The sequence below is a fragment of the Nocardia nova NBRC 15556 genome (assembly GCF_001613005.1).
In the GTDB taxonomy this organism is placed as follows: Bacteria; Actinomycetota; Actinomycetes; order Mycobacteriales; family Mycobacteriaceae; genus Nocardia; species Nocardia nova.
In genome coordinates, this window is the sequence record NZ_BDBN01000188.1 from 1 (window position 1) to 1,668 (window position 1,668).

Sequence of the window (1,668 nt, forward strand, 5' to 3'; positions counted from 1 at the left end):
GGGGCATCGTCGCACAGAACGCCGAGGACGAGACGCTCACCGACAAGCACCTAGGTCATGTGGTCTCGGCCATTTCGCGCGCCCAACATTCGGCAAATCGTGTGCTCCGGGGTGAGGGCACGGCAGAGGAGGCCGCAGCCGATCTGGCGACGCTGCAAGCGGCGACCTTCCGCTTTCGGCGCGCGAATCCGGGTGGCGTCACCTTGGACGGCGGGGCTCGCCATGGCCGAGAGCGACGATTCGTCGAGCAATACATGGCGGCCCCGAGCCAGGAACAGATCGAGCAACTGCAACTGGTGGCAAGTGGTGGTCGCTCGAGGATGGCGTCTCTGGCAGGAATCGACGAAAATAGTGCCGACCGGATGCTCATGTGGATCGGTAACGAGCACGCGCGGGTTGTCTCCACCGCCGTCGACCGGTTGGTCGACGATCCGGGGAACCCGCGCCATATCCGAGAGGTCCGCCGGGTCATCTCCCATGCGGCCGACACGGATCTCTGGGCGTCGCGGGTTCACCGGACACCGTGGAACGCTCCTCAACCGCCCGGCACCAACCCTCCCAACCCGAACTGGCGACGCGAAATGGGACGCGTCGGTCGCCGCATTCGCTAGGCAGCGGATAAACCGAGAGGCTTGTGAGGAGGCTGTCGATGAGCAATCGGCCGGATGGACTGCGGACAGCATTGGCATTCGTACCGTGGTGGGCTTGGGGTCTCGTGGTCGTTGTCGCGCTGTGCGGTGTAGTACTCATGGGAGCGGTGTTTCCTACTGCGGCACAGTCGGGTTCGTCGGCCTCGGACCTGCAGTGCCAATGCGCGAGTGCGATCGGGGACGACCCCAGCGAGACACCCACGGCCACCACCGTCTCGAAGTGCGGAGGCGGCGGCACGGTCGCGGCATCGGAGATCCCGTCGACCAATCCGTACGCGAGCGTAACCGTCGACCCGAGCGACAACGACGTCTCCGATTGGATCCGGTCGTGTCTGAGTGGACCGATGCAGTCGGCGCCCTATCAAATGCCGGAGTTGGCCTACGGCAATACCGGCTTCGCCGGCAGTTGCGCGGCTGCGCTCGCCGCGGGGTACCGCTCCCAGGCGGCCGATATGGCCGAACTGGTGCGAGGAGTGATCTACCAGGCGTCGGTGGCCGCGACCACACAGCGATGTGAGAAGACGTCGCTCGACGGAACACCCGCGCCCACCGGAAACGGTTGCCAGACTTCGACGGACGCCATTCGCGGCAGCAATTCGGGCGCGGTGATCCTTCCGACGACCCTCGCGGGCCAGGCGATCTGCGGTCAGCGCGTGCAGCTTTCCGCCGCATCGGCGGGCGATGTGGTGTTCTGGGACTACGGTTCGCGCGGGCCGGCTCGCGCCGGTGTGGCACTCGGCGACGGGACTATGATCACCGCCGATGCAACGACGGGAAGCCTTGTGCAGCAGACGATTCCGATGAGCCGGGGCGTACAGGTCAAACGGGTATTGGGGGCCGGGGCATGACATCACCCGCCGAAGTGCAGCCCGGAGTCACCGGCGAGCCGAACGAGGAGCAGTCGTCCGACGGGACCACGCCGTGGACGCTGCGCCCCATGGAACAACGGTCGAAGCCCGACAAGGCCGTGACGCCGTCGCTCCCGGGAGTACCGTCGGGGGCGAATACTCCAGCGGCG

At 66.4% G+C, this 1,668-nt stretch carries 2 protein-coding genes; both read left to right on the plus strand.

The features are described 5' to 3' along the window. Positions 1-611 (plus strand): hypothetical protein (locus NN2_RS38025; protein WP_169812499.1); only part of this gene is annotated, 611 nt, incomplete at its 5' end. A gap of 38 nt (positions 612-649) precedes the next feature. Beyond that, the gene (locus NN2_RS35640) at positions 650-1,498 is read left to right on the plus strand and encodes an NlpC/P60 family protein (RefSeq protein WP_155525684.1); all 849 of its coding nucleotides are present in this window, start codon (positions 650-652) and stop codon (positions 1,496-1,498) included. The last annotated feature ends 170 nt before the right edge of the window (positions 1,499-1,668 follow it).

What these genes read in the sequence shown, in the direction of transcription:
- NN2_RS35640 (WP_155525684.1), top strand. Translation starts at nt 650, where the DNA reads ATGAGCAATCGGCCGGATGGACTGCGGACAGCATTGGCATTCGTACCG.